The organism is Streptococcus suis, from assembly GCF_016775005.1.
Taxonomy (GTDB): Bacteria; Bacillota; Bacilli; order Lactobacillales; family Streptococcaceae; genus Streptococcus; species Streptococcus suivaginalis.
The window spans coordinates 215,518-236,858 of the sequence record NZ_JAEUXI010000004.1 but is presented as its reverse complement, the minus strand read 5'-3'; the positions used below and the strand labels follow the sequence as shown (position 1 = coordinate 236,858).

Sequence of the window (21,341 nt, the reverse complement as noted above, 5' to 3'; positions counted from 1 at the left end):
CATGAATATTGGTGTTATTTTTGCCGGGGGTGTTGGCTCACGTATGCAATCAAAAGGTTTGCCTAAGCAATTTTTAGAAGTTCATGGCAAACCAATTATTGTTCACACTATTGAACTTTTTGAAAATCACCCTGAGATTGATGCCATTGTAGTGGTTTGTGTGGCTGATTGGTTGGATTACATGGAGCGATTGGTGACCAAGTTTTCTTTGACAAAGGTCAAAGCAGTTGTTTCAGGTGGAGAAACGGGCCAAATGTCTATTTTCAATGGTCTTGAGGCTGCTGAGAATATGGTTGGTGATGAAGAATCTATTGTTCTTATTCATGATGGTGTGCGTCCTCTTATTAATGCTCAGACTATTTCTGATAATATCGCTACAGTGAAAGGATATGGCTCTGCAATTACTTCTGTACCTGCAAAAGAAACGGTTGTTTTAATTGATGCTGACAACAATATCGATGAAGTAGTTGATAGAACGCGCTCTTTTATTGCAAAGGCACCGCAGAGTTTCTATTTAAAGGATATCCTTGATGTGCAACGCGATGCTATCACTAAAGGAATTACTAATGCGATTGACTCAAGCACTCTGATGGGAATGTATAATCGCAAGTTGAAAATTGTTGAGGGTCCTTTTGAGAACATAAAAATCACGACTCCAGACGATTTTTATACCTTCAAAGCACTTCATGATGCTAAAGAAAACGCACAAATTTTTGGGTTGTAAATGATGATTTCATATAAAAATACGATTGTTCAAGATGATATAAATCGAATTCTGGACGATAAGGCGATTGCCTGGGATAAGTTAAAAGGAAAAACGGTGCTTATTACTGGTGCTAACAGTATGTTAGCAACATACATGATTTACGCATTAGTAGCACTCAATGAACAAAAAAATAGCCAAACCAAGGTTGTTACTACAGCTCGAAATATTGAAAAGGCCACGTTGAGGTTTGCTGATGTGTTAGGTCACGATTATTTTGAATTGTTGGAACATGATGTTACAAAACAATTTGTTTATGAGGCAGAGATTGATTATATTGTACATGCTGCTAGCAATGCCAGTCCGCACTTTATTCTCAATGATCCAGTCGGCATCATTGAGGCTAATACGATTGGAACGCTTCATCTATTGAATTTTGCGCGGGAGAAAAAGTTAACGAATTTTTTATTTTTATCTACTCGTGAAATTTATGGAAAACCGATTGCTGAAACAATCAATGAGGAAGCCTATGGTGCTTTTGATATTTTAGAAAGTAGAGCTTGTTACCCAGAAAGTAAGCGGATGGCTGAGACTCTTCTTCGTTCATATTACGATCAGTATGGGGTGCCGTTTACTGTGGCTCGAATTGCACATTCGTACGGTCCTGGCATGGAAACGGTTAATGATGGTCGCATTATGAGCGATCTCATCAATAATGTTCTCAAAAATGAAGATATTATTCTAAAAAGTGATGGTACTGCTGAGCGTGCATTTTGTTATTTGTCTGATGCTGTGGCAGGACTTTTTGTGATCATGCTAAATGGTGAGCTCACACAGGCCTATAATGTAGCAAATGAAGATAGACCTATTATGATACGTGAGCTAGCGCAGCTTTTAGTTCAACTTTTTCCAGAAAAAGCTATGAAAGTTGTTTTTAATATTCCAAAAGAAATGAGTGCTGGTTATAGCAAGATGGGGGATAGCCATTTGGATACTGGTAAAATTGAAAATTTGGGTTGGACAAAGCAAGTTCCTCTTGAAGTGGGACTTATTAAGACTGTTCGAAGTTTTGAGGAATAAAAATGGTAAAAACAGCAGTTTTGATGGCTACCTATAATGGCAGTCAGTTTATTGAGAAACAATTAGATTCAATTCGCAAGCAAACTCTGGTTCCAGATTATGTCCTAATGCGGGATGATTGTTCGACAGACGACACGGTAGAAGTTGTAAAAAATTATATCCAGAAATATAATTTATCTGGCTGGTCAATACAGAGGAACGCCAGCAATTTAGGTTGGCGTCTAAACTTTCGCCAGTTGATGTTAGATGTTGTTTCCTATGATGTTGACTATGTCTTTTTCTCAGATCAAGACGATATATGGTATTTAGACAAAAATGAACGACAAGTTATAGTCATGGAAGAGCGACAAGATATTGATTTGTTAAGTGCAGATATTGATATAGAGGTTCGTTCCGATCGGGCAACGGTTCCAGATCAGTTCCAATTTGATGAGCAGCAACAGGTATCACCCTATCCTAATATTCTCACCTATAGAACTTACCGTCCGGGTTGGACATTCTGTTTACGGAAAATATTTTCTGACATTGTAGTAAGCTCCTGGAAGGAGGGAGATCAGATTTCTCATGATAATCTGACTTCAATTGCGGCAGCAATGACTGATCGGGCGGCTAACATGAACGTTAAAGTTGGGAGCCATATTCGATATGAAAACAATGCGAGCGGAAATAAGAAATATGTCTTTACGATTAAATCTTCAAAACAGAAACACATAGATGGACTTTATGTTTTTTATCGCTTTTATGAAGTTATTGCACAAGTAGCAAGTTATTACAGGCATGATAATAGTAAGATTTTGAATGAAGTTAGTGAGTTTTACAAAGAGCGATATGAAGTGGCGCACTCTAATAAAGTAATGGAAAATCTCTTCTTTGTTATTTTTCACTTATCATATTATGAAAATATGAATGCAGTAGCGAGAGACTTGATTTTTTCATTTAAAAAGTAAGGAATTATGGTAAAAACAGCAGTTTTGATGGCTACCTATAATGGCAGTCAGTTTATTGAGAAACAATTAGATTCAATACGCAAGCAAACTCTGGCTCCAGATTATGTCTTAATGCGGGACGATTGTTCGACAGACGACACGGTAGAAGTGGTAAAAAATTATATTCAGAGATATAATTTATCAGGTTGGTCAATTCAGAAAAATAACTTCAATTTAGGTTGGCGCCGAAATTTTCGTCAGTTGATGCTAGATATTGTTGTCTATGATGTTGACTATGTTTTTTTCTCAGATCAGGACGATATATGGTATTTAGACAAAAATGAACGACAAGTTACAGTCATGGAAGAACGTGCAGACATTGACTTATTAAGTTCAGATATTGATATTGAAATTACTGGACAAGAGGCAACTGTCCCTAAAAATTTTGAATTTGTTGATAGGGAAAACAAACTTTCACAATATCCAAAAGATTTTTCTTATCATAATTACCGTCAGGGTTGGACTTTTTGTCTCCGAAAAACTTTTCTTGATATTGTTGTTAAATACTATACCGAAGAGTTGATAACCTCACATGATAATTTAATGGCTGGTATCTCAGGGATTTTGGAAACAGGTTATAATCTGAATCAACCGGTTGGACTTCATATTCGTCACGGTGGAAATGCTAGTGGAAATATTCTTGGTCTACATAGTAATTATGACAGACATATCGCTGAGCTTCATATTGTAAAAAGTTATTATCAAGTACTTGTCTCAGTCCTAAAAGAAAAAAAAAGCTTAGCTTTATCCAGGGCACAAGCCTATTTGGATTTTAACCGTAGACGCTTGACAAATGCAAAGCAGAAGAAATTTTTTGCAACTTTAACACAGATGGTGACGGATGGAAACTATTACGACAGTCTGACAAATCGCTTACGCGATGCTATTTTCTTATTTAAAAAATAATATGGAGTTAGAATGAAAAAATTGATGCAGGTCTTTGAACCAAAGCATATTCATAAAACATATCTGGTTTTGGCTTTGACCATAGGTACCATTTTCAGCCTTTTCATGCCCTTTTTTAATGAACCAGATGGACAATATCATTTGGCAGTTTCAGGGAAAGTTGTTAATAATATTATTGATACTTCAAGATACGGAGAGTATAGGATTGACTCTGGTATGGCAAGACAGGGGAGTTCTTATAAAAATGGAACGCGTTTTGAAAAGTACTACCTGAATAAAGCAGTCTTTATAGAAGATAGCGATATGCCACGTGACATTAGATACAGCTATCTTGACTTTACTTTCTGGGGGCACTTTGTGCCGGGGATTGGACTTCTTATCGGTAAATACATATACCCTTCTATGGGAGTTATGATTACTGTAGCTAGGCTTTTATCTGTGATAGTGAATAGTATACTAATAGGTCTCATTATAAAAAAAGCCAAATTTGGGAAATTGATTTATTTTGCTATTTTCTTAAGTCCTGTGGCATTAAACTCTTTTGCAAGTCTTTCCTATGATTCTACAGGATATGTTGCGGTTGCATTTCTCTTGATGGTGGTCTTCAATACTATAGCTGAACAGAGAATTACTCGTCAGAATCGCAACAAATTTTTATTGGGCAGTTTCTTTATTATTACAGCTTCCAAATGGAACTATTGGCTTCTAATTGCTTTGTGGCCGATTTTAGAATTGAGTTTTACGGAATCGTTTGATAAAATCCGTCAGAAAATCATACAGTCAGGACAAAAAATAGTTTTTCGTAAACGAAATATTGTTTTTTCAACTTTGGCAGTATTAGGAATAGGCTTTATTGTGGCTATTTTTCTAACACGGAATCATGGCGGTTTATTTTACGTTATTCAACGCTATTTGATGACTTTTGGTTACAATTATGCAGGTCTTGATTTACTTTCCAATGATATCACCTCTTGGTTAGCAGCTCCATATCCTAGCCAGAACTATATACCGATTTGGGTATCAGCTGTCTGGTATTTAATGATTTTTCTTGTTATTTTTTCAGAACAAAAATTTGTTAAAATTAAGTACCTAGGATATGTTGCCTTTTTATTCTTTACGATAGGTGTTTTAGGTGTTTATTACACAATGCTTGGCTATAACGGTGCTAGAACGAGTTATATTGAAGGAGTTCAAGGTCGCTATTTCACACCAACCTTGTTACTCTTGCAGTTGTTGGGGTCGGCTGTGATGCCACAATTAAATCGTTCGGCACGTCAGGTTGTACCGGTCTTTGTGACCCTATTGGTTATTGTTTCAAATGTCTTATTGATTTTTGATACGACCATTGGACTTATAATGAGGTAAGTATGAAATTAGTTAAAAATATAATTTATAATGCCTCATATCAAATTTTGGCATTATTATTGCCACTGATTACAACACCTTATGTTGCAAGAGTTCTATCTCCAGAAGGAATTGGAATCAATGCATATACTGGATCCATAGTTACTTATTTTACATTGGCTGCAGCGCTTGGAGTTGGCCTTTATGGGAATCGTGAAATTGCGTATGTTCAAAGAGATAGAGAGAAGCGTAGCAGAGTTTTTTGGGAATTGGTTTTTCTAAAATTTGCCTCAACTGCAGCCTCTAGTCTGGTGTTTCTAGTATTGGTTATAGCTAGTAACAAATGGAAATTTTATTTTCTTATTCAAGGACTTAATCTTTTATCTGTTGCAACGGATATTTCCTGGTATTACACTGGTCGGGAAGATTTCAAGAGAATTGTTGTTAGAAATACAATTGTTAGACTAACGACAGTGGTTCTGACTTTCTTACTTGTTAAGACCGCAGAAGATCTCTGGATTTACATGGCTTTAATTGCTGGTTCTACTGTTCTAGGAAATTTAACAGTGTGGCCTTATCTAAAGACAGAGGTTATATGGCTTCCGCCGAGGGAACTCAATATATGGAGACACTTCCTACCAACCTTAGGTCTTTTCTTGCCTCAAATTACCATGCAAATTTATTTATCTCTCAATAAAAGTATGTTAGGTTTGATGGATACTGTCGTCAGTGCAGGATATTTTGATCAGTCAGATAAGATTGTGAGAATTATGTTCACTTTGGTAGCTTCTATTGGTGGAGTTTTTCTTCCTCGATTATCAGCACTCTTTTCGGAAAATAAAAGAGAGGATGCCAGAAGTCTTTTGCTGAAGTTGATTGACCTTAGTAATGCGATTTCAATGCTCTTGATTGCAGGATTAGTAGCTGTTTCTGGGACTTTTGCTACGTACTTTTTTGGTAATGAATACGGTCCTGTTGCTTCTTTGATGCAAGTTCAATCATTAATGATTATTCTCATTTCTTACGGAAATGCTTTAGGGACACAATATCTCCTAGCTTCCAAGAGAACTAAAGACTATACCATTTCGGCTGTTGCAGGATTGGTGACAAATATTATTTTAAATATAATTTTGATTCCAAGAATGAGCGCCATGGGTGCAGTAATTTCAACAGTTCTCACTGAGTTAGTTGTGTCTGGTTATCAAGCTTATTCCCTCAGAGATGTCTTTAGTTTCAGAGAATTGACAAATGGTATGTGGAAATACAGTCTATCCGCATTTGTAACAATGGGTGTTGTTCACTATTTGAATAGTCATATGTCTGTCAATCTATTGCACTATACCTTACAAGCGGTTCTAGGTGCTACAATTTATATATGTATGGTGCTTCTATTAAAAGCACCAGTTATTACGTTAGTAAAGGATTTTAAACGATGAAATTTTTGGCAGGAATTGTGACCTTTAATCCTGAAATGGAGCGTCTGAGAAAAAATGTAGAAGCAGTCATTTCTCAAGTTGATAAATTAGTTATTGTCGATAATGGTTCAGATAATCTATCACTCCTCCAGACTACTTTTTCGGAAGTGGAAGTCATTCCTTTGCACTCGAACAAGGGGATTGCCGCTGCTTTAAATATTATCGGTCAATATGCTATTGATAATCATTACAATTGGTTTTTGACTTTGGATCAAGATACGGTTATTAATGATGATTTAATGCAGATTTATATGCCATATTTGGATTTACCTCAAGTAGGAACATTATCCTGTTTATATCGAGATTTGAATCAGGAAGATTCAAGAATCTATAGTGATAAATTTGAGGAGGTTTCATGTGTGATCACCTCGGCTGCCTTGATGAAAACGTCAGTTTTTGAAATCTCCAAGCGTTTTGATGAATGGATGTTTATTGATATGGTGGATTACGATATTAACTTTGAGTTTCAACGTCTTGGTTATAAAGTTTATAGGGTCAATCAAATTGGATTTATCCATGAAATAGGTGAAGCTAAGAAAATAAATTTCTTAGGTAGAACAGCCTATACCTCTAATCACTCTGCACTTCGAAAATATTATCGCGTTAGAAATAGTGTTTATTTATATAAAAAATATGGGAAAAATGCTACAACAAAATCTTTTTTAGTTCAATGCCGTGATGAGTTTATTAAAATTTTTCTTTATGAAAATCAGAAATGGCAAAAATTGTCAGCTATGGTTCGTGGTTTGATTGACGGTTTAAAAGTAAAGGTTGAAAAAAATGTCTAACCAAAAAACAATTGTTTTTTTTTCAGGGTACTATCTGCCTTTTTTAGGAGGTATTGAGCGTTATACTGATAAGTTGACGGAGGAACTGACAAAGATGGGATACCGCATCATCATGGTGACTAGTAAGCATGATGAGAGTTTAGCTGACAGGGAGGAAATGCTTGACGGCCGTGTGATTTATCGCCTACCTGTTAAGAAACTTTTCAAGCAACGTTATCCTATTTTAGATATTAACGCTACCTATCGCCAGTTGATGACTGCTTTGTCAGAGGAAGAGATTGACTATGTTATCTGCAATACCCGATTTCACCTCACAACTCTTGCGGGACTTCGTTTTGCTAAAAAGAGCGGTATTCCTAGCTTAGTCATTGAACATGGATCGAGTCATTTTACGGTAAATAACCGTTTTCTTGATTTCTTTGGTGCTATCTATGAGCATGTGCTAACTGCCTATGTGAAACAATTGACCAAGTATTTTTATGCAGTTTCAGAGCGCTCTACTCAATGGTTGATGCATTTTGGGATAGAAGCTGAAGGGGTGATTTATAATTCGGTGTCAGCTGACCTTGCTCTTAATTTTTCAGAAAGTTATTTGCTGGACAAGTCTGAGGATGAAATTTTTGTCACTTATGCTGGACGCTTGCTTAAAGAAAAAGGAATAGAAGTTCTTTTGGAAGCTTTCGAACTTAATCAGTTTCCGGATACAGTTAAGTTGAATATCGCTGGAGACGGTCCCTTGTTTGAGGAGTTGATAGCACAATATGAATCAGACCGTATTCGTTTTCTTGGGAAATGTGATTTTAAGGACACTATGTCTTTGATGGCGCAGACGGATATTTTTGTCTATCCGTCAATGTATCCAGAAGGATTACCGACTTCTATCCTAGAAGCTGGTATGTTAAGTTCTGCCATAATTGCTACTGATAGGGGTGGAACTATCGAAGTCATCAATTGCGATGATTTGGGAGTTATCATTGAAGAAAATGTGCAATCTTTAGCAGAGGCTTTGAAGGATTTGGTAACTGATGAGACTAAAAGGCTAGCTTTACAAGTTAATATCCATAAACGGATTTTAGAGAATTTTACTTGGACACAAACAGCTAAGCACGTGGAGAGTATATTGAAAGGTATGCGATGAAGGAATAAAAAGATGTTCTGGAATAACCAAATAATGAAGTATATTGAAAAAACATTCCAAAGTCAATTAACGCTCTCTATCAACTGTAATTAGATAAGCAAAACTTAACATTTTGAGAGGACCCATTTGGTCTTCTCTTTTTAATAGTTGGGGCAATCAAAATCCGTTTTTTACACTTTTGGAATTTACTGAAACTATAGGCATTGTGTTTAAAGACTTTGATAAGGCTGTTAGTAGCATATAATTTTGTGTTGATATTAGGGAATTCAATGGAGTTTTAAATCTTGTCTTTATCCCATAGATAGAAATGTCTTAAATATCTTCTGAAATATAGAATTAACCAAGGTCATTTTCTGTTCGATGATGGAAAAGAAGTGTTTTGATTTCTTTTCTTGGTAATGAAATAAGTGTAACTGGCAACGTTCTTAATACTATTGAAACTCATCTGAAGAGGAGTAGAGATTTTCTAGGATTTCAAGTGCACTCGCAACATAGAACGATAAAATTGTCTATTACTGTGCTTGTGGCAATCCCATTGTATTAAAGTTTAAGTGTTATATTCGTGAGATTTTTATCGAATTGATTCAAGATTTTGATCCGAATACGGTTAACGTGACTGAGATTCTACACGATGTGGAAACGGTGTAGAATAACTTTAGTGTTAGGTGATGGTTATTTATCCAATTTGTAGTAGGTGCAAAATTCTGACTTTGCTCTATTTCTTACCTTTTTAGTAGGGTTTAGAGAGTGGTTTCAGCTAATTAATTTGGCTCTTCTATCAGGGAGATTGATGATATCTAGGGAGTTGAAACCTTGTACAATTAAATTTATTTTTCTTCATTCTTTACATTTGAATAGATGCTTTTGGAGGAGAATAAGTAGCGCGAAGCTAGCGGATTCTAGGTGATAGTCAATGTAATCCAAGTGAATGAGTGCTCATGCTATATTCATCAATGGTGATTCTTTGTCTCTAATTCTGAGGAAATTTTGGATAGAATCTTCGCTTTTCAATTAATAAGTTCAAGACTCACCTCCTTGATTCTCGTGTTATCTCCATAGGAGTTTTTCTAATGTGAGTATATTAGCGAGGGAGTTTTTTACTCTCAAAAAGCAACAAATAACAAATATGGAAATTTTTCAAAAAATTCTGTTGTGCGGCTATTGCTTTTATTTGGTAAACTGTACAAAAGTGGTATTTGAAGTTATTAATTTTATGAGGGAAGGAATGCTTTAGAAAGTTTTTTCTACCAAAAATCCAATTGTTCTATAAAAAGACTGAATTTTTCGTATGAAAATATTTCTTTTTATGCTAAAATAATATGAAGGTGGTACTATGATTAAAATCTTTGGTAAGGTTCGCTACCATTGGCAGCCGGAGTTGGCCTGGGCTGTGATTTATTGGTCAATGGCTGTGGCGCCAGTATTTATTGGGTTGTCGCTTTTGTATGAAAAAGCTCGGATTCCAAATGTGATTTTTATCCTCTTCTTGATATTTATCGTTTTGTTTGGAGTGGGTTTTCATCGCTATTTCGTCTTGGAAGAGGGAGATTTGAGAATTGCTTCTGCAAATACTTTTCGGAAAAGTCGTATTGCGATTGCTAGTATAGAAAAAGTAGAGGTATCGGTTCTTTCGATCACGCTCTACTCTAGTGATTATCCGTCGGGCTTGTCTTTCTGTATGCGAAAATGGCCCAAGAAATATTTTATTAATGATTTGGCCCGTCATACTCACTTCCGGGGGGAAGTGGAGTTGGTTGACCATTTGAAAAAACAAGACTATTTTGAAGTGTATTATTCAGAAAAAGCCAAATCAGTCCGCTAAAATGGCTTTGGTTGGACAGGATTTGGCTGCAAGTAATAATTCTGCTTGGTTTGGAAATTCTTTTTCTAGGGATGCTGGGGCGGATGCTAAAAGGACAATTCCGTCATCGTCGTAGTCAAATTCATTTGAGATGGTTTGGCAGAGGCCGCAAGCGATACATTTTTCTGGAATTAATTGAATTTTCATACCTATATTTTAACGATTTATAATAAAAAAGACAAGGAGAAGCATTATGTCTCAAGAACCATGGAATGAAGAAATTTATGAAGCAACTGAAACCAGTCGTAAGAGTCGCGTGATGAAGGGCTATTCTAGTTCGAAGATTTTTACAATTTTAGCCGTCATTTTCGCGATTATCGTATTGGCCATTATAATCACTGCCTTGTATTTGTCGATGGGTGGTAGCAATACAAACTCAACAGAAGGATTTTATAATGCAAGTGCAAGTAGCGCAGTAGTAAGTTCTACAACTGAGTCCAGCTCTTCATCAACTTCGATAGAATCAAGTACGAGTACAGAAGAGTCGACTGAAGTTTCTAGCATGGAAACAACTGCTTCATCAAGTAGCTCGACTTTGACAGATACAGGAGATGGTTCGACATTGACTGTTCAAGCTGGCGAAGGTGTAGGATCTATTGCAGCACGTGCAGGTATCTCGATTGCCCAGTTAGAAAGTTTGAACCCTGAAAAGATGACCACTGGTTCTTGGCTAGCTCATCCGGGTGATGTTGTTCGGATCAAATAAAGGAGTACGATGAAATCGATTCAAATTGCAATTGACGGACCAGCTTCGAGTGGTAAGTCAACAGTCGCGAAAATTATTGCCAAACAGTTTGGTTATACCTATCTTGATACTGGTGCCATGTACCGTGCGGTTACTTTGTTGGCATTGGAGCACCAATTGGCAGAAGATCAGGTTGGTCAACTCTTGGAACTTGTTGATCAGGAGCCGATTTCGTTTGATCGGAATCAGGATGGTCAACAGCGCGTCTTTCTCGGTCAACGAGATGTTAGCTTGGCTATTCGTGACAACGATGTGACCAACAATGTATCTTGGGTTTCAGCGCTTGCGCCTGTTCGTGAGAAACTAGTTGCCTTGCAGCAGGAGATTGCAAAGGCTGGTGGGATCGTGATGGATGGTCGCGATATTGGAACAGTTGTTTTACCACAGGCGGAACTCAAAATATTCCTTATTGCCTCTGTTGAAGAGCGTGCTCTTCGGCGTTTTAAGGAAAATACGGAACGTGGTATCGAGACAGACTTGGAAACCTTGAAAGAGGAGATTGCGGCTCGGGACTATAAAGATTCTAATCGGGCAGTTTCTCCCCTGAAAGCTGCAGATGATGCCATTACCTTTGATACAACAGGTGTTTCTATCGAAGGCGTTGTAGCATTTATCTCAGAAAAAGCAAAAGAAATCCTTGACAAGTAAGTTTAGACATGTTAGAATAGTCGTATTGAGAAAAGCAGAAGTGAGAGCTTCTCGCCTTGCGACTAACGTTGTCTGGCCCTACATGTTCAAGATTTCTTCGGAAAGACTAATGATGTAGTGCGGACTTGTTTAGCAAGTCCGTTTCGTTTTTCTCGAAAAAAATAAAATGAGGTGAAAAGCCATAGCAAAGCAAGATTTGTTCATCAATGATGAAATTCGAGTGCGTGAAGTTCGTCTTATCGGCCTTGAGGGTGAACAGTTGGGTATTAAACCACTCAATGAAGCACAAGCATTAGCTGACGCTGCTAACGTTGACCTTGTGTTAATTCAACCGCAAGCGAAACCACCTGTTGCAAAAATTATGGACTATGGAAAGTTCAAATTTGAGTACCAGAAAAAACAGAAGGAACAACGCAAGAAACAAAGTGTTGTCACTGTAAAAGAAGTACGTCTTAGCCCAACTATTGATAAGGGCGACTTTGAGACAAAACTTCGTAATGCTCGTAAATTCCTTGAAAAAGGAAACAAGGTCAAGGTATCCATTCGCTTTAAGGGGCGTATGATTACCCATAAGGAAGTTGGAGCAAAAGTTCTAGCAGAGTTTGCTGAAGCAACTCAGGATATCGCTATTATCGAACAGCGTGCTAAGATGGACGGTCGTCAAATGTTTATGCAATTGGCCCCAGCTTCAGACAAAAAATAAGCTTTTTAGCAAAAGGAGAATATCATGCCAAAACAAAAAACTCACCGCGCATCAGCTAAACGTTTCAAACGTACAGGTTCTGGTGGCTTGAAACGCTTCCGCGCATATACTTCACACCGTTTCCACGGTAAAACTAAAAAACAACGTCGTCACCTTCGTAAAGCAGGTATGGTACATGCTGGTGACTTCAAGCGTATCAAATCAATGCTTACAGGACTTAAATAAGTCGATTACTAGAAATTAGAGAATTATTCGGAGGAAATATACATGGCACGTGTTAAAGGTGGCGTTGTTTCTCGTAAACGCCGTAAACGTATTTTAAAATTAGCAAAAGGTTACTATGGAGCGAAGCATCTCTTGTTCCGCACTGCGAAAGAACAAGTAATGAACTCTTACTACTATGCATACCGTGACCGCCGTCAGAAAAAACGTGATTTCCGTAAATTGTGGATCACTCGTATCAACGCGGCTGCTCGCATGAACGGTTTGTCATACTCACAATTGATGCACGGTTTGAAATTGGCAGAAATCGAAGTAAACCGCAAAATGCTTGCTGACTTGGCAGTTAACGATGCAGCAGCTTTCACAGCTCTTGCAGATGCTGCTAAAGCAAAACTTGGAAAATAATCTTTGAATATTTTCAAAAGACTGGCTTGACCAGTCTTTTTTGTATGAAGAAGGGAAAATCATTCAAAAATTGAAAATGTGAAATATATTTGTCAATAAGAAAATGAGACTCGATTGAAATCCAGTCTCATTTTTTTATTTATTCTCCACTTGTCGAAGAGGTTGAAGTTGTCGTGCTTGTACTTGTAGAAGTAGAGGAAGAAGCACTTGTTGAACTATGTAGTTCCTGATAGCTTGGCGCCTTAAAGAGGTTCACTGTTGATTGGTTGCCATTTTGACTAAATAGGCTAGTTGATTGATTGCCAAGAGCCTTTTCAATGGCCAATTCTGCCTCTAGAGAATTGAGGTAGGAGAACTGGCTGGTATCCACTATTGGGAGGCCATTGTCAAAGAAGCGAATCAAGTCACCTGTTTGAATGGCATCACTCGCTGCTAATTGTGCAGCAGCAGCAGCCTTGAGCAACTCAACTTCAGCAATTGTTGTTTCATCTGGATTGGTGATTTCCTCACCGGTTTCTGTATAGTACAATTTCCCTGCATAGCTGGTGTATTTCGGACTAATAAAGGTTCCAGAAGTACGCATGGCGACAACTTGGTCATTTTCAGGAGACAAGAGATCTTGGCCGACCTGAAGGAAATTATTTGCCTCAATACCAAGCAGATGTTCAAGGGTTGGAAGGGCATCGATTTCCCCTCCGTAGGTATCGATAATCTTGCCAGTTGTCATACCAGGAACAACAACCATGTAAGGTACACGTTGCAACATGGCATTGTCATAATCAGACCATGTTTCAGAATCCTTGCCGATCAAAGGTGCTAAGTCAGGGTTGCGTGAATTTGAGATTCCGTAATGATCTCCATAGAGAACAATTACGGATTTTTCATACAAGCCAGTGGCTTTTAAGTAATTAAAGAAAGCTTCGATAGAAGAATCCAAGTAGTTAGCGGTAGCAAAGTAACCATTGATAGTTTCATCATCTGTTTGGGCCAATGGGAAGCCGATCTCATCTCCAATCAAACTGGTTGTATAAGGATAGTGATTGGATACAGTGATGTATTTGGCGTAGAAAGGTTGTTGCATATGCTCTAGATATTCGATAGAGTCAGCAAGCATGATTTTATCGTTCAGTCCGTATTGGAAGGAGTTTTCATCCGTTTGTTCAGTGAAATAGGATTGATCAAAGAAGTAATTGTAGCCCCACTGTTTGTAGGTATTGTTACGGTTCCAAAAACTTCCTGCATTTCCATGGAAGACAGCCGAGCTATAACCTCCGTTTTGAGTTAAGATATGAGGGGCAGCTTGTTGGGTATTGGTGCCACCGTATTGGACCATAAAGGACCCTTGGTTGAGTCCAAATAGAGAAGTTTCAATCATGGTCTCAGCATCAGAAGTTTTACCTGCCTTAACCTGGTTAAAGAAGTTTGAAAAGGCGAGAGTGGATGAAGAGTGGTAGAGGGAATTGAGGAAGGGAGTCACTTCGTAGTCAACCCCATCGACATTCAACTTATAGTCAATGACGAACTGTTGCAAACTTTCTAAGTGGATATAGATAACATTTCGACCCTTGGCAATGCCAAAATACTGGTCGTTTGGTGCAGCATAGTGTTCAGAAATGTACTCTTGAACAGGAACCAGATCTTCAGCAGTAGCTCCTGAACGGTCTTGATGGGCCTTATAGGTCTGGTTAGCATTATAGCCGAGAAAGGCTGGTAATCCAAGAGCTCTGACGATATAGGTATTTGAAAAACCGCGAGACAGCAGTTCTGGGCGATCGATTTCAGCCAGAAAGAGGTTAGCTGAAGCAAGCATAACAGATAAGGCTGTGATGGCAAAGCTTTGGCGGATTGGGAAAGCCTTTTTATCCAACACCACCATTTTCTTAACGAGTAGAACACCAAAGATGATGAAATCCAGCAGATAAACTAGGTCCCAGATCCGAAAGAGTTTTAAAGCGGCTTCGCCCAAACCTGCGGAGACACTTGAAGTCGCCATCATAGTCGAGATGGTAATGAAATCAGAAAATTCCCTGTAATAGATGGCATTTGAAAACAGCCAAGAGAATAAAATAAAATAAATAGCAAAGGCAAATCCATAAAATACCTTGGTCTTACGGATGTAAAGGGAAGCGCCAATTAGCAGCAATCCAAATGGAATAGGATTTATGAAGGCCAGCATGTTTTGGTAGAAGCCCTTCATATCCAAGTCAAAGTCAATGTAGTAAGCCCAAATCGATTTTAGCCAATAAATGCCTACCAATAGTAGGACAAAACCCAGTCGTGTTTTCAACCCTTTTTTCAGGGAGTTCAAAAGTTTATTCAAAAATCTATTCCTCTTCGAGTAAAAATAAAATCTCAGTCCATTATAACATACTTTCAAAATTAGGATAAAAGATAGAAGTTTTTTTAAATTTAATTTCAGAATTTCTGATATAATTAGTATATGAAGAAACTGACAGTTGGGGCACAAGTTGCCAAGAAAATAAGAAAAGGGATCCAATTGTTGGATGCGGGAGATTTTCCTGAATCCTTGGAGATGGAAACGGTAGTTGAATTGCAAGATCAGTCCGGTCAATTGCTCGGAACAGCCTATCTTTCACAGCAAAACAAGGGAATCGGCTGGTATATTGGAACTGGTAAACGAAAACTGGACTCTGTTTTCTACCATAATCTATTTCAAGCTGCCAAGTCCAAGCGTCGGGCATATTTTGAGGATTCTCATACAACGGCTTTTCGGATTTTTAACCAAGATGGAGATGGTTTTGGCGGTTTAAGCATCGATCTGTATGGAGATTTCGCTCTCTTTTCTTGGTACAATGCCTTTGTTTATTCACAGAAAGAAACGATTGTAGCAGCTTTTCAGTCCGTCTATCCAGAGCTGGCTGGTGGTTATGAAAAAATTCGGTTCAAGGGATTGGACTATGAATCAGCCCATCTTTTCGGTCAGGAAGCTCCTGCTAGCTTTACCATTTTAGAAAATGGTGTCTCTTATCATGTCTTTCTAAATGATGGATTGATGACGGGGATTTTCTTGGATCAGCACCAAGTCCGTGGTAGTCTAGTGAATGGTTTAGCCGCTGGAAAATCAGTTCTCAACATGTTTTCATATACGGCAGCTTTTTCTGCCGCAGCAGCCATTGGTGGAGCAGTTGAGACCCGTTCAGTTGACTTGGCTAAGCGATCAAGAGAATTGTCTCAGGCGCATTTTGTTGCCAACCATATCGACTTGGAGCAGCATTTCTTCCATGTCATGGATGTGTTTGAATACTTTAAGTATGCTCAGAAAAAAGGTCTTGGTTTTGATGTTATTGTCATCGATCCACCAAGCTTTGCTCGCAATAAAAAACAAACTTTTTCAGTTGTGAAAGATTACCACAAATTGGTCTCGCAAGCCTTGACGATTTTAAATCCCAAAGGGATATTGATTACCTCGACCAACGCATCCAATCTTTCGATTGAAAAATTTAAAGCGCAAATTGAAAAAGGTTTTGCAGGTATTCCTCATAAATACCTTGCCACCTACCGCCTCCCAAGTGATTTTGCGGTGAATCAATCTGATGAAAGTAGTAATTACCTCAAGGTATTTACGATACAGGTAGAAAAATGAAAATTATCGTCCCCATCATGCCCCAAAATATGGAAGAGCTCTTAGCACTGGATGCTGAGCGTTTGGCAGATGCCGACATCATTGAATGGAGAGCAGATTATCTTCCAAAAGAACAGATTTTGACAGTTGCGCCAGCTGTTTTTGAGAAATTTGTCGGCCGTGAAATTCTTTTCACTCTTCGAACGACCAAAGAAGGTGGTTTGATTGATCTATCGAACCAGGACTATGTGCACTTGATCAAGGAAGTGGCAACTCTTTATCAGCCTGATTACATCGACTTTGAATACTATAGTCATCGGGATGTCTTTGATCAGATGTTGGAATTTCCAAATTTGGTTCTCAGCTACCATAACTTCATCGAAACACCTGATAATTTTATGGAGATCATTTCAGAGCTGACTAGTCTATCTCCTGCTGTGGTGAAGATGGCTGTGATGGCTAACACCGAACAGGATGTACTGGATGTGATGAACTTTACACGTGCCTTTAAAAACCTCCACGCCGGCCAAGCTTTTGCGACTATGTCAATGGGGCGTTTTGGAAAACTGTCGCGTATAGCAGGAGTTGTAACAGGTTCTTGCTGGACCTTTGCTAGCCTGGACGAAGCTAGCGCACCAGGCCAAATGTCCCTAGCAAATACACGCAAATTTTTAGAAATACTGGAGAACTAGATGAGATATTTAACAGCGGGAGAATCCCATGGACCACGATTAACAGCCATTATTGAGGGAGTTCCTGCTGGACTACCTTTAACAGCAGAGCAGATTAATGAAGACCTGAAACGCCGTCAGGGAGGATACGGTCGAGGTGCTCGCATGCAAATTGAAACCGACCAGGTGGAAATCACTGCCGGTGTCCGACATGGGAAAACAACAGGAGCTCCTATTACACTCAATGTCACTAATAAAGACCATCAAAAATGGTTGGAAATCATGTCAGTCGAAGATATTGATGATAAGTTGAAAAGTAAGCGCCGCATCACGCGACCACGACCTGGGCATGCTGACCTAGTTGGCGGTATTAAATATCGATTTGATGATTTGCGCAATTCACTCGAGCGATCAAGTGCGCGCGAGACCACTATGCGTGTGGCAGTTGGCGCTGTTGCCAAACGAATTTTAGCAGAATTGGACATGGAAATTGCCAATCACGTAGTCGTCTTTGGTGGTAAAGAAATTGATATCCCAGATGGCCTTAGCGTTGCCCAAGTACGGGAGTTGGCTGCTCAATCGGAGGTATCTATTGTCAACCAAGAGCGCGAAGACGAGATCAAAGCCTATATCGACCAAATCAAACGTGATGGGGATACCATTGGTGGCGTTGTTGAAACCATCGTTGGAGGAGTGCCAGTTGGTCTGGGCTCCTATGTACAATGGGATAAGAAATTGGATGCCAAACTAGCTCAAGCGGTTGTTTCCATCAATGCTTTTAAAGGGGTTGAATTCGGTGTTGGGTTCCAGGCGGGTTACTTAAAAGGCAGTCAAGTCATGGACGAAATCGTATGGTCTGAAGAAGCAGGCTATACGCGTCGTACCAATAACCTTGGAGGATTTGAAGGCGGGATGACCAACGGAGAACCTATTGTGATCCGTGGTGTAATGAAGCCGATTCCGACTCTCTATAAGCCACTCATGTCCGTAGATATTGAAACCCACGAGCCTTATAAGGCAACGGTTGAACGATCAGATCCTACGGCTCTTCCTGCAGCAGGCGTTGTAATGGAAGCTGTCGTAGCAACCGTACTTGCAACTGAAATTTTAGAAAAATTCTCTTCTGATAACATGGAGGAATTGAAAGAAGCGGTTGACAAACACCGTCAGTTTACGAAAGAATTCTAGGTGAGCCTATGACAAAAACGATTTATATCGCAGGGCTCGGCTTAATAGGAGCTTCCATTGCTCTTGGAATTCGACGTGACCATCCGGAATACCGTTTGTTAGGTTACAATCGAAGTCAGGAATCACGGACTATCGCTCTTGAAGCTGGGATGATTGATGCTGCGACGGATTGTTTTGAAAAGTTTGCGGCTGAGGCAGATGTCATAATCTTATGTCTTCCTATTAAGCAAACCATTCAATTTATCAAAAAACTGGCAACTCTTGATTTGAAAGAACAGGTCTTGGTTACGGATGCAGGTTCTACCAAGGCAGAAATTGTTGCAGCAGCAGATACCTATTTGGCACCTAAGAATGTGAATTTTATCGGTGGTCATCCAATGGCTGGTAGCCATAAGACAGGGGCGGCGGCAGCAGATGTCCACTTGTTTGAAAATGCTTATTATATTTTTACGCCTTCTTTAGCAACGAAAAAGGACGCGATAGCCCGGATGACAGATTTGTTATCTGGACTCCGAGCACGCTTTATTGAGATTTCTGCCCAGGACCATGACCGCATTACCAGTCAAGTTTCTCATTTTCCGCATGTTTTGGCTTCCAGTTTGATGAATCAAGCAGGGGCCTACGTTTCTGACTACCCGCTGACCAACAATTTTGCAGCAGGTGGTTTTCGGGATATGACGCGGATCGCTGAGAGCGAGCCTGGTATGTGGACTAGCATTCTTTTGTCCAACCGTGAGAGTATCTTAGAGAGAATGCAAGAATTTCAAGCTAGGCTAGACCAAGTTGCACACATGATTCAAGCAGGCGATGAAGAAGCAATCTGGCAGTTCTTTGAAGCTGGTCGGCAGACCCGAAAAGCTATGGAAATCCATAAGCGAGCTGGTGTCGATTCCTTCTATGATCTGTTTATCACAGTTCCAGACCAAGAGGACATCATTCTTGCCATACTTGAAATTCTACGTGGTATTTCAGTCGTCAATATTCGTATTAATGAAGAAAATCGAGAAGATATTCATGGTATTTTACAAATAACGTTTAAAAATAAACGAGATCAACAAGAAGCTTTTCGTCGATTGGAGGAGAAGACTTCTTATCGTATCTCGATAGAATAGGAGCAACTTATGTCAACAAATATCTATGATATTGCCAACCAATTGGAGCGCGCCATTCGAAACTTACCTGAATACAAGGCAGTCGAAGCGATTAAGGTTTCAATCGATGGCAATAAGGAAGCCAAAACAATCTTGGAAAACTATGTCAATTTCCAAAAAGATGTCCAAGCACAGTTGCAGGCTGGTCAAATTCCAGGTGAGGATGTTCAGAAAAAAATGGTTGAGTTTAATAAACAAGTTCAGGCCAATCCATTACTTGTTGAATATTTCAGTAAACAACAAATTCTTGGAACCTATGTAGCGGATTTGGAACGCATTATCTTCCAACCATTAAATGAATTGCTGTAAAATATGGCCGAAAGGCTATATTTTTTTTCATATTTGAAATATTTTCAAAAAAGTTGAAAAAATCTGACAATTCTGGATAAAATTGCTTGACAAATCCATCAAAAAGTTTTATTATTTTACTAACCTAAATGAAATGAGAAAAGGAGACACAGTATGAAGACAGCTTGTCAAACACAATCAGTCAATCAGAAGTATTTCTACAGCTATTTTAGATAGTGTTTGTAGACATGAAGTTCATGGATACAAACACGGGAACGTAAAGTTTGTATCTATGTGGCTGTGGTTGTTTTGACGTTGCCTACATAGATGTTATATCTAAATAGGCCAGTCGCTCATTCTGTTTTTCTTATACAGTAGAATTGGGACCGTTTAGATATATCTAGGACGGTCCCATTTTTGTATCTTGCATGCTACAGACCGATGATAAATGGCATCATTTCAAAAAATTAAAGGAGATTAAACTTATGGGGTTTAAAAAAATTGTATTGAGCTCAGTAGCTCTATTGTCAGCAGTAACTTTGGCGGCTTGTTCGGCAAGCTCTTCCGATTCTGAATCTGTAAAACTTGGTATTATCCAATACGCTGAGCACGATGCGCTTTCTGCTTCACGTGAAGGATTTTTAGAAGCCTTGGCAGAAGCAGGATACGTGGAAGGTGAAAACTTAACAGTTGATTACCAAAATTCACAGGGTGATCAAGCAAACCTCCAAACTATGGTGGAGCAGTTGGCAGGAGAGAACAATGTGAACTTTGCTATAGCGACTCCAGCTGCCCAGGCCTTGTTGAGTGTTGATTCGGAGACACCGTCAGTATTTACTGCTGTAACGGATCCAGTAGAAGCAGGTTTAGTGAATTCAATGGAAGCACCTGGTGGAAATATGACAGGTTCAGTCGATGCGACAGATGTTGAAGGTCAAATTGACATGTTGCTCAAAGTTGTACCAGAAGCTAAAACAGTTGGTATCTTCTACAACTCAAGCGAAGTAAACTCAGAAGTTCAGGCTGAAACCGCTAAGAAAGCCCTAGAAGCAGCTGGCGTTTCCGTTGTTGTCAAAACAGTTACATCTACCAATGATGTACAACAAGTGATGACGTCTCTTGCTGGTCAGGTTGATGCAATCTATCTTCCGACAGACAATACAGTAGCTTCAACAGCTTCTACAATCGGTGAAATTTTGAAAGAAGCAAAAGTCCCTGCAATGGGTTCTGATGCCGCTGTCCTAGATGCAGCCCTCTTCACTTACGGAGTTGATTACCACGCTATCGGTGTTCAGGCTGGTGAGTTGGCTGTCCAAATCCTTGAAGGTGCTGATCCAGCAAAATTGGCAGTTGAAACACCTGAAACGGCAGCGATTGCAGTGAACGAAGAAATGGCTAGTGCGGTGGGAATTGATCCTGCAACGATTGAAGCATTAGCGAAATAAATCAAAAATAG

Annotated in this window: 22 protein-coding genes and 1 other annotated feature; of the genes, 20 read left to right on the top strand and 2 right to left on the bottom strand. The window is 39.0% G+C overall.

The features are described 5' to 3' along the window. Nucleotide 1: 1 nt before the first annotated feature. From JNG37_RS06175 to JNG37_RS06135, 9 genes are all read left to right on the top strand, one after another. Entirely contained in the window at nucleotides 2-724 is a 723-nt protein-coding gene (locus JNG37_RS06175; RefSeq protein WP_158455241.1) for an IspD/TarI family cytidylyltransferase, read from the top strand. After that, entirely contained in the window at nucleotides 725-1,783 is a 1,059-nt protein-coding gene (locus tag JNG37_RS06170; protein WP_158455239.1) for an NAD-dependent epimerase/dehydratase family protein, read from the top strand. It begins immediately after the preceding gene. Between the two features lie 2 nt (nucleotides 1,784-1,785). Further along, nucleotides 1,786-2,730 (top strand): glycosyltransferase, encoded by a 945-nt coding sequence (locus JNG37_RS06165; protein WP_158455237.1) that lies wholly within the window; start codon nucleotides 1,786-1,788, stop codon nucleotides 2,728-2,730. Between the two features lie 6 nt (nucleotides 2,731-2,736). Continuing rightward, entirely contained in the window at nucleotides 2,737-3,675 is a 939-nt protein-coding gene (locus JNG37_RS06160; protein ID WP_158455235.1) for a glycosyltransferase, read from the top strand. A gap of 12 nt (nucleotides 3,676-3,687) precedes the next feature. Beyond that, entirely contained in the window at nucleotides 3,688-5,040 is a 1,353-nt protein-coding gene (locus JNG37_RS06155) for a DUF2142 domain-containing protein (protein WP_158455233.1), read from the top strand. 2 nt (nucleotides 5,041-5,042) lie between these two features. After that, nucleotides 5,043-6,455, top strand: a complete 1,413-nt coding sequence (locus tag JNG37_RS06150) for an oligosaccharide flippase family protein (protein ID WP_158455231.1) — start codon at nucleotides 5,043-5,045, stop codon at nucleotides 6,453-6,455. Then, on the top strand, nucleotides 6,452-7,282 hold the full coding sequence (locus JNG37_RS06145; RefSeq protein WP_158455229.1) for a glycosyltransferase: 831 nt from the start codon (nucleotides 6,452-6,454) through the stop codon (nucleotides 7,280-7,282). Before JNG37_RS06150 ends, JNG37_RS06145 begins: the two co-directional genes overlap by 4 nt. Then, a complete protein-coding gene (locus JNG37_RS06140; protein ID WP_158455227.1) occupies nucleotides 7,275-8,420 on the top strand; it encodes a glycosyltransferase family 4 protein in 1,146 nt (381 codons plus the stop codon). The genes JNG37_RS06145 and JNG37_RS06140 overlap by 8 nt, the downstream gene beginning before the upstream one ends. Before the next feature lie 1,333 nt (nucleotides 8,421-9,753). After that, a complete protein-coding gene (locus JNG37_RS06135) occupies nucleotides 9,754-10,242 on the top strand; it encodes an EbsA family protein (RefSeq protein ID WP_158455225.1) in 489 nt (162 codons plus the stop codon). On the opposite strand, the gene JNG37_RS06130 is transcribed toward JNG37_RS06135, so the two are convergent. Further along, on the bottom strand, nucleotides 10,231-10,428 hold the full coding sequence (locus tag JNG37_RS06130) for a ferredoxin (protein WP_158455223.1): 198 nt from the start codon (nucleotides 10,426-10,428) through the stop codon (nucleotides 10,231-10,233). The genes JNG37_RS06135 and JNG37_RS06130 overlap by 12 nt on opposite strands. 46 nt (nucleotides 10,429-10,474) lie before the next feature. Here JNG37_RS06130 and JNG37_RS06125 point away from each other — a divergent pair, with 46 nt between their 5' ends. The 5 genes from JNG37_RS06125 to rplT all read left to right on the top strand — a co-directional run bounded on the left by JNG37_RS06125 (nucleotide 10,475) and on the right by rplT (nucleotide 13,004). After that, a complete protein-coding gene (locus tag JNG37_RS06125; protein WP_158455221.1) occupies nucleotides 10,475-10,987 on the top strand; it encodes an SAG1386/EF1546 family surface-associated protein in 513 nt (170 codons plus the stop codon). Nucleotides 10,988-10,996: 9 nt separating this feature from the next. Further along, nucleotides 10,997-11,674 carry a (d)CMP kinase gene (cmk, locus tag JNG37_RS06120; RefSeq protein WP_158455219.1) on the top strand — a complete coding sequence of 226 codons (678 nt, stop codon included), beginning with the start codon at nucleotides 10,997-10,999 and terminating at the stop codon, nucleotides 11,672-11,674. Nucleotides 11,675-11,700: 26 nt separating this feature from the next. Continuing rightward, nucleotides 11,701-11,830 (top strand) — a sequence feature (ribosomal protein L20 leader region). A gap of 25 nt (nucleotides 11,831-11,855) precedes the next feature. Beyond that, the gene (gene infC / locus JNG37_RS06115; protein WP_158455217.1) at nucleotides 11,856-12,377 is read left to right on the top strand and encodes a translation initiation factor IF-3; all 522 of its coding nucleotides are present in this window, start codon (nucleotides 11,856-11,858) and stop codon (nucleotides 12,375-12,377) included. 24 nt (nucleotides 12,378-12,401) lie between these two features. Continuing rightward, nucleotides 12,402-12,602 carry a 50S ribosomal protein L35 gene (gene rpmI / locus JNG37_RS06110; RefSeq protein WP_012027223.1) on the top strand — a complete coding sequence of 67 codons (201 nt, stop codon included), beginning with the start codon at nucleotides 12,402-12,404 and terminating at the stop codon, nucleotides 12,600-12,602. Between the two features lie 42 nt (nucleotides 12,603-12,644). Next, nucleotides 12,645-13,004, top strand: a complete 360-nt coding sequence (gene rplT / locus JNG37_RS06105) for a 50S ribosomal protein L20 (protein ID WP_024531755.1) — start codon at nucleotides 12,645-12,647, stop codon at nucleotides 13,002-13,004. Nucleotides 13,005-13,143: 139 nt separating this feature from the next. On the opposite strand, the gene JNG37_RS06100 is transcribed toward rplT, so the two are convergent. Beyond that, the gene (locus JNG37_RS06100) at nucleotides 13,144-15,324 is read right to left on the bottom strand and encodes an LTA synthase family protein (RefSeq protein WP_158455215.1); all 2,181 of its coding nucleotides are present in this window, start codon (nucleotides 15,322-15,324) and stop codon (nucleotides 13,144-13,146) included. A gap of 120 nt (nucleotides 15,325-15,444) precedes the next feature. On the opposite strand from JNG37_RS06100, the gene JNG37_RS06095 reads away from it, so the two are divergent. From JNG37_RS06095 to JNG37_RS06070, 6 genes are all read left to right on the top strand, one after another. Beyond that, entirely contained in the window at nucleotides 15,445-16,608 is a 1,164-nt protein-coding gene (locus JNG37_RS06095) for a class I SAM-dependent rRNA methyltransferase (RefSeq protein WP_158455213.1), read from the top strand. After that, a complete protein-coding gene (gene aroD, locus JNG37_RS06090; protein ID WP_158455211.1) occupies nucleotides 16,605-17,279 on the top strand; it encodes a type I 3-dehydroquinate dehydratase in 675 nt (224 codons plus the stop codon). The genes JNG37_RS06095 and aroD overlap by 4 nt, the downstream gene beginning before the upstream one ends. Next, a complete protein-coding gene (gene aroC, locus JNG37_RS06085) occupies nucleotides 17,280-18,446 on the top strand; it encodes a chorismate synthase (protein WP_158455209.1) in 1,167 nt (388 codons plus the stop codon). Nucleotides 18,447-18,454: 8 nt separating this feature from the next. Next, nucleotides 18,455-19,558: a prephenate dehydrogenase gene (locus tag JNG37_RS06080; protein WP_158455207.1), complete on the top strand. Its 1,104-nt coding sequence runs from the start codon at nucleotides 18,455-18,457 to the stop codon at nucleotides 19,556-19,558. Between the two features lie 9 nt (nucleotides 19,559-19,567). Next, complete coding sequence (locus tag JNG37_RS06075; RefSeq protein ID WP_158455205.1) at nucleotides 19,568-19,906, top strand: YlbF/YmcA family competence regulator; 339 nt, start codon at nucleotides 19,568-19,570, stop codon at nucleotides 19,904-19,906. A gap of 464 nt (nucleotides 19,907-20,370) precedes the next feature. Then, nucleotides 20,371-21,330, top strand: a complete 960-nt coding sequence (locus JNG37_RS06070) for an ABC transporter substrate-binding protein (protein WP_158455203.1) — start codon at nucleotides 20,371-20,373, stop codon at nucleotides 21,328-21,330. Nucleotides 21,331-21,341: the final 11 nt, after the last annotated feature.

Excerpts from the sequence above, each read along its gene's own strand:
- JNG37_RS06175 (WP_158455241.1), top strand. The coding sequence starts at position 2 with ATGAATATTGGTGTTATTTTTGCCGGGGGTGTTGGCTCACGTATGCAA.
- JNG37_RS06170 (WP_158455239.1), top strand. The coding sequence starts at position 725 with ATGATGATTTCATATAAAAATACGATTGTTCAAGATGATATAAATCGA.
- JNG37_RS06165 (WP_158455237.1), top strand. The coding sequence starts at position 1,786 with ATGGTAAAAACAGCAGTTTTGATGGCTACCTATAATGGCAGTCAGTTT.
- JNG37_RS06160 (WP_158455235.1), top strand. The coding sequence starts at position 2,737 with ATGGTAAAAACAGCAGTTTTGATGGCTACCTATAATGGCAGTCAGTTT.
- JNG37_RS06155 (WP_158455233.1), top strand. The coding sequence starts at position 3,688 with ATGAAAAAATTGATGCAGGTCTTTGAACCAAAGCATATTCATAAAACA.
- JNG37_RS06150 (WP_158455231.1), top strand. The coding sequence starts at position 5,043 with ATGAAATTAGTTAAAAATATAATTTATAATGCCTCATATCAAATTTTG.
- JNG37_RS06145 (WP_158455229.1), top strand. The coding sequence starts at position 6,452 with ATGAAATTTTTGGCAGGAATTGTGACCTTTAATCCTGAAATGGAGCGT.
- JNG37_RS06140 (WP_158455227.1), top strand. The coding sequence starts at position 7,275 with ATGTCTAACCAAAAAACAATTGTTTTTTTTTCAGGGTACTATCTGCCT.
- JNG37_RS06135 (WP_158455225.1), top strand. The coding sequence starts at position 9,754 with ATGATTAAAATCTTTGGTAAGGTTCGCTACCATTGGCAGCCGGAGTTG.
- JNG37_RS06130 (WP_158455223.1), bottom strand. The coding sequence starts at position 10,428 with ATGAAAATTCAATTAATTCCAGAAAAATGTATCGCTTGCGGCCTCTGC.
- JNG37_RS06125 (WP_158455221.1), top strand. The coding sequence starts at position 10,475 with ATGTCTCAAGAACCATGGAATGAAGAAATTTATGAAGCAACTGAAACC.
- cmk (WP_158455219.1), top strand. The coding sequence starts at position 10,997 with ATGAAATCGATTCAAATTGCAATTGACGGACCAGCTTCGAGTGGTAAG.
- rpmI (WP_012027223.1), top strand. The coding sequence starts at position 12,402 with ATGCCAAAACAAAAAACTCACCGCGCATCAGCTAAACGTTTCAAACGT.
- rplT (WP_024531755.1), top strand. The coding sequence starts at position 12,645 with ATGGCACGTGTTAAAGGTGGCGTTGTTTCTCGTAAACGCCGTAAACGT.
- JNG37_RS06095 (WP_158455213.1), top strand. The coding sequence starts at position 15,445 with ATGAAGAAACTGACAGTTGGGGCACAAGTTGCCAAGAAAATAAGAAAA.
- aroD (WP_158455211.1), top strand. The coding sequence starts at position 16,605 with ATGAAAATTATCGTCCCCATCATGCCCCAAAATATGGAAGAGCTCTTA.
- aroC (WP_158455209.1), top strand. The coding sequence starts at position 17,280 with ATGAGATATTTAACAGCGGGAGAATCCCATGGACCACGATTAACAGCC.
- JNG37_RS06080 (WP_158455207.1), top strand. The coding sequence starts at position 18,455 with ATGACAAAAACGATTTATATCGCAGGGCTCGGCTTAATAGGAGCTTCC.
- JNG37_RS06075 (WP_158455205.1), top strand. The coding sequence starts at position 19,568 with ATGTCAACAAATATCTATGATATTGCCAACCAATTGGAGCGCGCCATT.
- JNG37_RS06070 (WP_158455203.1), top strand. The coding sequence starts at position 20,371 with ATGGGGTTTAAAAAAATTGTATTGAGCTCAGTAGCTCTATTGTCAGCA.